The sequence below is a fragment of the Prevotella aurantiaca genome (genome assembly GCF_015262605.1).
In the GTDB taxonomy this organism is placed as follows: domain Bacteria; phylum Bacteroidota; class Bacteroidia; order Bacteroidales; family Bacteroidaceae; genus Prevotella; species Prevotella aurantiaca.
This window is the reverse complement of sequence record NZ_JABZSJ010000084.1, coordinates 1-7,888: the sequence shown is the minus strand read 5'-3', so window position 1 is coordinate 7,888 and position 7,888 is coordinate 1. Positions and strand designations below refer to the sequence as shown.

Below are 7,888 nucleotides of genomic sequence, written 5' to 3'. Positions count from 1 at the left end.
TAAATAAAAGCGTTCCGTGAGCTTTCAGCCTACCAAATGTCCATTACGCCAAAAATCAACTAAAAATTCCACCAATGTTTTTTTCTTTTAGGTTCTTGGTAGACAGAACTATTATTATAACGCATACTTTCCCAAGTTTCATTATGTTTTATCATATGATAAATGGTACCCCAATCAGGTAATCCACCAACATTTCGGTCGTCAATAAACATATCAACTTTTAATTTTCTTGAGAAATGATTATTCTTAGACTGCTCTTCTTCAGGATAATCTTTATTAACAGCCCAAAAATCAACTCCGTGGTTATGACACCAATCTACTGCTTCTTGTAATAAATCATCTTCTCTTACACTCCAAAGTATTAGTTGGTGTCCGTCTTTTATCAATTCTTTTAAAGTATCTGTTGCAAATGGTACTTCATTTCCAATTTTAGGATACTTATGTTCTACAATTGTTCCGTCAAAATCTACTGCTATAATCATAATTGCATAAAGAAAAAGAAGTGTGACAATGTATAAACGCTGACACACTTCTTGTACATCATTTTTATCGTTATCGTTTTATAGAATTATCCTCTTTATTTCCATACTTACTACTCCTATAGTTTCCAAAACTTCCATAGTTTCCATATGTACCATAATTGCCGTATTTTCCTTGACCATAACGTCCATACTTACCATAACGTCCATATCCGTAGTAGTAACCATACTTCTTTTTAGACATATCAACACCATTCAGAACAATATTCATCTTTGGAAGTTTCTTTTCTTCTGAAAGTGCATTTATCATACTGAAAGACGATTTCAATGTATAATCTGCGCGACACATATAAATGGTTGCGTCTACAATTCTACCAATTTGTAATGTATCAGTAACAAGTCCGACAGGAGCAGTATCGACTATTACATAGTCATATTCTTGACGTAAGAAATAGAATACTGTATTCAAAGATTGGCGTGATATCAATTCTGTTGGATTAGGAGGTATAGGTCCAGCCATCAACAGGTCTAAGTGGTCATTCACACCAGATGGAATAATTTGTTCCTTCAAGTCTTCTAAAGTCAGATCGTTTTTCACTAACAAGTTAGTGATACCATGCTTATGGTCATTTATTTTAAACTGTTCAGCAAGACGAGGTCTACGAATATCCAAACCAACAAACACTACTTTCTTTCCTAGCAATGCGAAACTAACAGCAAGGTTAGCTGCCGTAAAGGTCTTACCTTCACCAGAAGTTGAAGAAGTGAAGAGAACAACCTTCTGATTCTCTTCCAAAACAAATTGTATATTTGTACGCATTGCTCGGAAGACTTCTTCCATTTGGTTATTTTGGTTTTCGTGTACTACAATATCAGCCTTACCCTTTGCAGCATTGCTCGCAACAGGAACGTCAGCAATAATTGGCAACTTAGTAAGTCGAGCCACATCGTCATGTCCTTCAATCTTATATCTAAAGAGTTGGATAAGGAACAAAATAAGTGCAGGTAGAAGAAGACCAATTGCTAAAGCAATAAGATAAATCATTTGTGTATTTGGACTAACAATACCCGCAAATTGTGGTTCATCTATTAGCTTGCCTTTATCAACTATTGCAGAAAGAGACATGCTATTCTCTTCACGTTTTTGTAATAACATAGAGAACAAGCTGGACATAACTTCATGCTCACGATCGATAGATTGTATCATTCTTTCTTGTTTAGGAGCTTCAGATACTTGCGAATTATACTTATTAAATTGTCCAACAATAGCATCTTTTTGAATTTGCAAATTATTACGTGCAGTTTCAATAGCACGACGGATATTTGCATTGAGTATTCTTACTTGGTCTGTGAGAGGTTCTACTACAGGTGAGTTTACCGAAGCACTACGAAGAAGACGATTTCGTTCCAACACTAATTCGTTATACTTATTGATAAGACTTGATGCAGTGGCATCGCTCAAACCTACATCTGAAGGAATTACTTGTGAGAAATCTTTAGAAGAGTTCTTCACTTCTGAAGCAACACTATTAAAGAGTTGAATTTGAGTTTCAATCTCAGTAAGTTTCTGTTCAGTCACTGTTTGATTAGAGAAACTACTTGCAGCATTCAATTGTTGTTCTACCACACCATTCTGCTGCTTATAGCTTTGCAGTTTTCCTTCCGTTACACCTAATTCTTGGCTAATTTTACTAAGACGAGAGCTTATAAAACGCTCTGTACTCAGTGCTATCGTATTCTTATCTTCGTTTGCTTGACGGTTGTATGCAACAATAAGTTGCTTTAAATAGTCAATGCTTCGATTGGGATTTTCATCAACCATCTTAAGAAATGCAATACTCGTTCCTTGTGAACCTCGTGTTATTTGCAAATCACTAACATATTTACCACAAGCATCTTTAGGTGATTGTAATGTAACATTCATTTCTTCACCCTTACGTAAGTTTCTGCCACGATTTGAACTAATCGTAATGGTTCCTGCACGAGTAACTATAGTATGAGGCAACGAATAGAACTTGCGATTTAATACAAATGGACCTTCAGCATCACGTTCATTTATTGGAACAGAATAACTGCCCGATAAAATAAGAGTATTACTATCGCGTTTGATTGAAAGTTCTATAGGTCTATTCAAACGATCTAAGTGCTCGCCGTCAATATCAACATTTAAGGGCTGATCTCCATAATATGTAATGGTCTTCAACCTACCCTTTGTTGTATAAGTTGCATAAAGTTTTAAATCGCGTACAGCTTCTTGTGCAAGAGATCTTGAACCAAGTATTTCCACTTCATTCTCTATACCTTCAGAATTAGACATAATTCCAAGATTTGTTGAATACTTGACACCAGATCTTTTACTATTCTCTTGTTCTTTGATAAGTAACTTTGCAACTGTTTGGTAAGTAGGTGTTGTATAGCGCAAGTAAATAGCTGCCAAACCTACACAAATAATTATGGAAAGTATGAACCAATACCAATTAAGGATTACTGTACGATAGATTAACTCAAAATTGATAAACGATTTCTCGTTTTCTTCATGTACGTATTCTTTTTCTGCGTTCTTCTTTTCTTCTATCATAATAAGACTATTCTATTCATTGATATTGTTGTCTACGAGAGAAAGAAGATATTGACCATACTCATTTTTCTTCATTATCTCAGCATTTTCTCTAAGTTGTTGGTTGCTTATCCAACCTTTTTTGTAAGCAATTTCTTCAAGACAAGCAATCTTTAAACCTTGACGCTTTTCTATACACTCTATGAATGTACTAGCTTCTGACAGACTATTATGTGTACCTGTATCCAACCATGCAAAGCCTCGCTGCAATGTCTGTACCTTTAATTCTTGCTTTGCCAAGTATTCTTGATTAACTGTGGTTATTTCTAATTCTCCCCTTGCTGATGGCTTAATATTTTTTGCAATTTCAACAACACTATTTGGGTAAAAATACAATCCTACTACAGCATAATTACTTTTTGGATGTTCTGGTTTCTCTTCTATGCTAAGACAATTTCCTACTTTATCAAATTCTGCTACTCCATAGCGTTCTGGATCATTAACAAAATAACCAAATACAGTGGCATTTCCATCTTCCTCGGCATTCTTTACACTCTCTTCCAATAATCCAGTGAATCCTGCTCCATAAAAAATATTATCACCTAACACTAAACAAACAGAATCATCACCAATAAACTTCTCGCCGATGATAAAAGCTTGCGCCAATCCATCAGGAGAGGGTTGTTCTGCATATTCAAAACTTACTCCTAACTCATGACCATCTCCCAAAAGGCGTTTAAATCCTGGCAAATCGTATGGTGTTGATATAATCAATATTTCCTTTATGCCTGCAAGCATCAATACAGAAATCGGATAATATATCATTGGTTTATCATAAATAGGTATCAACTGTTTACTTATGCCTTTTGTGATTGGATAAAGGCGAGTACCTGAACCTCCTGCAAGAACAATACCTTTCATACTTGTTTTTTTTATTTAAGATACTTAATTTATGTTGATTTTACGCCCAGTCAGAACAAGTAAACAATACGCTTTCCTCAATCTTCACATTTCTTAAAAATATTCCAATAGCTACTCGCAAATATTTATCATCCCTCATTCAATTCTGAGTTATTCTGTTTATTGTTCGCAAAGGTAATCAATTTAATTGATATTCAATGCATCTATTATAAAAAATGTTACTGCACACTAAAACTTTTTACATCAAATAGCATAAAGACAAACTTCTTCTTAAAAGTTTCTATCATCCGACTAAAGACAATAAAGCAAAACGCAAATACAGGAACAGATATCTATAAACAAAACACCATCAACAAAAGAAGCTAAGAACTTTATATTTTTATAATAATAACACCTCAAAAAACAAGGAAATAAATGGAAGAAATTTAACCAATAAAAGTACACAAATCATAATTTGTTATTTGTATTTCATGTAAGATAAAAAAGTAATTAAAAATTAGAAAAATGTAATTACGAATTTTATAAAACGTAATTACATTTTCGTTAGTAATTATCTTTCATTAAAAGCTTACTACATATAATCAGAGGGGCAGAATATATCTTTGCTTATAACACAGCAAGTTAAGTATAAGTATTAAACCATTTTATTACTTTCTAAATATTTGTTTCAAAAATGTTTTAAAAATACTTTTTCCTTCTAAAAGCTAATATAAAACCGATAGGAAATTTATCTATTCAAACTAAACTATTAATGGTACAAGAATCAAAAAAAATATGCTTATTATCATAAATCTTATTTTATTTTCTTAACTTTGCAAGCGCAAAAGAGTATAGACTCTATTAGTAATAAAATTCATTCATGAACTAAAATGGGAATATTTTCTAAAATATTTAAAGGAAATAACAAAGAGCAGGAAAAGGTTGGCGGTATGAACGACTATATGACTTTAGTACGTGTTTACTTCCAAGCAGCCCTTGCTGCAAGATTAGGCATTACAAATTTAACGATGTTGCCCGACCTTCGCACTTACAAACAAACTTTCCGTGTACCAACTGTTAATAATAAATTAGGAGTTGGCGAAAAGAATAGTGTAAGAAAAACGATGAAGAACCTATATGGGACTAGCGATTTGTTCTTTGATGAAGTAGATGCCAGCATCAAAAAGAACTGTAAGAAAATACAAGATGCACAAGGATATCTTTATCAATTCCAAGCTTACTCACAAGATTTAATGATGCTTATTGGAAACTTGATGAAGTTTAAACTTCGCGTACCAGGTTTCTTTAAAAAAATCATCTATACAATGACAGAAAAGACAATTAATGATATTTATACCAAGAACGATTATTCAGATCCTGGGGTCATTAAAACTGTTATGTCAGTTCGTCAATTATCACAACGTCTAGGTTTTTCACGTCAATGGGCAACTGAATTTGTCTATCAAATCGTTCTGTTAGCAAAGAAAGAACCTAAGCAGAATGGTGACGAAGCAACAACAAAATAAAAGATAGTTCCGTCGTTGAATAGAAAAAATTGGTTGGAAATTTTGTTAAATTAAAACTTTAACGTAAATTTGTAGCCAAAATGATGGAGAAAAATGAATGCGAATGAAAAGACACTAAATACTTTTGCGACTCGTGTTAGACAAATGATCCTTCAATATGAAGAGATAAAAAAAGAAAATAACGAGTTGTATGATTTGGTGGACCAGCGTGAAAAAGAAATTGCAAAACTTGAAGCACAGCTGAAACAAGCGCAAAGCGACTATAATTCATTAAGAATAGCTAAGATGATAGAAATTTCTGATAGCGATATGGAAGGAGCTCAGAAACGTATATCAAAACTTATCCGCGATGTAAACAAGTGCATCACTCTCATTAGTGAAAAATAACCTAGAATTGAATGGCAGACGATAAATTGCATATAAGATTGCATGTATACGATACAGAATTATCGGTAAATATTCCTCGTGAAGACGAAGAGTATTACCGTGCTGCATCAAAACTAATTACTGACACTGTAAATACATATGCAACCTATTTTAAAGGCAAGAAAAGCGACAAAGACATTTTATATATGGCAATGTTAGACATTGCACTTCACTATAAAAAGGAAGGCGCACGAAACGATACTGCACCATTCAACGATATTCTTGGCAAACTCACTTTAGAGATAGAAGAAGCACTAAAGAAATAACCAAGATAAATAAACATTATAAATAATTAAATGAATCTGATAACAATAATCATACCTATCGTATGTCTTGTAGTAGGTTTCATCATTGGCTACGCTGTATTCCGCTATATTATTGATAGTCAATACAAAGATGCTATGGCGAAAGCTGAAAAGGACACAGAGGTATTGAAAGAAAAGAAACTACTTGAGGTTAAAGAGAAGTTCCTTAACAAAAAAAGTGAACTCGAAAAAGAGGTTCAACAGAGAAATCATAAGTTTCAACAAAACGAAAATCGTTTAAAACAGAAAGAGATTACTTTGAACCAACGTTTAGACGAAATGAATCGTCGCAAACAAGAAGTTGAACAGCAGCAACAACGTATTGACAACGATAAAAAGTTGCTGATGGTTAAGGAACAAGAATTAGAAAAGCAAAAAGAATTAGAACGCGCAAAGCTTGAAGAACTTTCAGGCTTAAGTGCTGAAGAAGCAAAGAATCGTCTTGTAGAAAGTCTGAAAGACCAGGCGAAACTTAATGCAGCATCATATATCAACGAAATAGTTGATGAAGCAAAACTAAATGCTAACCAACAAGCTAAGAAGATAGTTATTCAAACTATTCAACGTGTTGCGACAGAAACTGCTATCGAAAATTCTGTTAGCGTATTCCATATTGAAAGCGACGAAGTAAAAGGTAGAATCATTGGCCGTGAAGGTCGTAACATTCGTGCCCTTGAAGCTGCCACAGGTGTTGAAATTGTGGTTGATGATACCCCTGAAGCAATTGTAATTTCAGGTTTTGACCCTGTAAGACGTGAAATTTGTCGTTTGGCACTTCACCAATTGGTATCTGATGGTCGTATTCACCCTGCTCGAATCGAAGAAGTAGTGGCGAAAGTCAAGAAGCAATTAGACAATGAAATTATTGAAACTGGTAAACGTACAGCCATAGATTTAGGTATTCACGGATTACATCCAGAGTTAATTCGTATTGTCGGTAAAATGAAATATCGTTCTTCATACGGACAAAACCTCCTTCAACATGCGCGTGAAACTGCAAATCTTTGTGGCATTATGGCGAGTGAACTTGGGCTTAATCCTAAGAAAGCAAAGCGTGCAGGTTTATTACACGATATAGGTAAAGTGCCAGATGAAGAAACTGAACTTCCTCACGCATTATACGGAGGACGTATTGCAGAGAAGTTTAAAGAGAAACCTGAAATTTGCAACGCAATTGCTGCACACCACGATGAAATAGGGATGACAAGTCTTATTGCTCCAATTGTTCAAGTATGTGATGCTATTTCTGGAGCACGTCCAGGGGCACGTCGTGAAATTGTAGAAGCATATATCAAACGTCTAAACGATTTGGAAGCAATTGCAATGAGTTATCCAGGCGTAACAAAGACTTATGCAATACAAGCAGGTCGAGAACTCCGTGTTATTGTTGGTGCTGATAAGATGGACGATGTTCAAAGCGAGCAATTAAGTAGTGAAATTGCAGAAAAGATTCAAAACGAAATGACTTATCCTGGGCAAGTAAAGATAACTGTTATCCGCGAGACACGCAGTGTTTCTTACGCAAAATAAACAACGTTTTTTTGGTTAAGATACAAAAAATAAAAGCGAATTGTTCTTTTTGAACAATTCGCTTTTTGTTTATACTAACGTAAAGACAATTCTATTATTATCATCATACATAGTCCTCCCTTAAAAACCTAATATTATCCTGATTCATAGTATATTATCCTGTAA

Annotated in this window: 7 protein-coding genes; 4 read left to right on the top strand and 3 right to left on the bottom strand. The window is 34.2% G+C overall.

From position 1 onward, the window contains the following. Positions 1–59 precede the first annotated feature (59 nt). The 3 genes from HXN26_RS10535 to rfbA form a co-directional block, all read right to left on the bottom strand. Positions 60–482: a BT0820 family HAD-type phosphatase gene (locus tag HXN26_RS10535; protein ID WP_273161186.1), complete on the bottom strand. Its 423-nt coding sequence runs from the start codon at positions 480–482 to the stop codon at positions 60–62. A 70-nt stretch (positions 483–552) separates the two neighbouring features. Further along, entirely contained in the window at positions 553–3,057 is a 2,505-nt protein-coding gene (locus HXN26_RS10530; RefSeq protein WP_273161185.1) for a GumC family protein, read from the bottom strand. Between the two features lie 12 nt (positions 3,058–3,069). Beyond that, positions 3,070–3,957 carry a glucose-1-phosphate thymidylyltransferase RfbA gene (rfbA, locus tag HXN26_RS10525; protein WP_273161184.1) on the bottom strand — a complete coding sequence of 296 codons (888 nt, stop codon included), beginning with the start codon at positions 3,955–3,957 and terminating at the stop codon, positions 3,070–3,072. Between the two features lie 869 nt (positions 3,958–4,826). On the opposite strand from rfbA, the gene HXN26_RS10520 reads away from it, so the two are divergent. From HXN26_RS10520 to rny, 4 genes are all read left to right on the top strand, one after another. Beyond that, the gene (locus tag HXN26_RS10520) at positions 4,827–5,462 is read left to right on the top strand and encodes a hypothetical protein (protein WP_273161182.1); all 636 of its coding nucleotides are present in this window, start codon (positions 4,827–4,829) and stop codon (positions 5,460–5,462) included. Between the two features lie 93 nt (positions 5,463–5,555). Further along, positions 5,556–5,849 (top strand): hypothetical protein, encoded by a 294-nt coding sequence (locus HXN26_RS10515; protein ID WP_273161180.1) that lies wholly within the window; start codon positions 5,556–5,558, stop codon positions 5,847–5,849. An 11-nt stretch (positions 5,850–5,860) separates the two neighbouring features. Further along, the gene (locus HXN26_RS10510; protein ID WP_024998361.1) at positions 5,861–6,154 is read left to right on the top strand and encodes a cell division protein ZapA; all 294 of its coding nucleotides are present in this window, start codon (positions 5,861–5,863) and stop codon (positions 6,152–6,154) included. Positions 6,155–6,184: 30 nt separating this feature from the next. Then, positions 6,185–7,723, top strand: coding sequence for a ribonuclease Y (gene rny, locus HXN26_RS10505; protein WP_273161176.1), 1,539 nt, complete (start codon positions 6,185–6,187; stop codon positions 7,721–7,723). Positions 7,724–7,888: the final 165 nt, after the last annotated feature.

What these genes read in the sequence shown, in the direction of transcription:
- HXN26_RS10535 (WP_273161186.1), bottom strand. Translation starts at nt 482, where the DNA reads ATGATTATAGCAGTAGATTTTGACGGAACAATTGTAGAACATAAGTAT.
- HXN26_RS10530 (WP_273161185.1), bottom strand. Translation starts at nt 3,057, where the DNA reads ATGATAGAAGAAAAGAAGAACGCAGAAAAAGAATACGTACATGAAGAA.
- rfbA (WP_273161184.1), bottom strand. Translation starts at nt 3,957, where the DNA reads ATGAAAGGTATTGTTCTTGCAGGAGGTTCAGGTACTCGCCTTTATCCA.
- HXN26_RS10520 (WP_273161182.1), top strand. Translation starts at nt 4,827, where the DNA reads ATGGGAATATTTTCTAAAATATTTAAAGGAAATAACAAAGAGCAGGAA.
- HXN26_RS10515 (WP_273161180.1), top strand. Translation starts at nt 5,556, where the DNA reads ATGAATGCGAATGAAAAGACACTAAATACTTTTGCGACTCGTGTTAGA.
- HXN26_RS10510 (WP_024998361.1), top strand. Translation starts at nt 5,861, where the DNA reads ATGGCAGACGATAAATTGCATATAAGATTGCATGTATACGATACAGAA.
- rny (WP_273161176.1), top strand. Translation starts at nt 6,185, where the DNA reads ATGAATCTGATAACAATAATCATACCTATCGTATGTCTTGTAGTAGGT.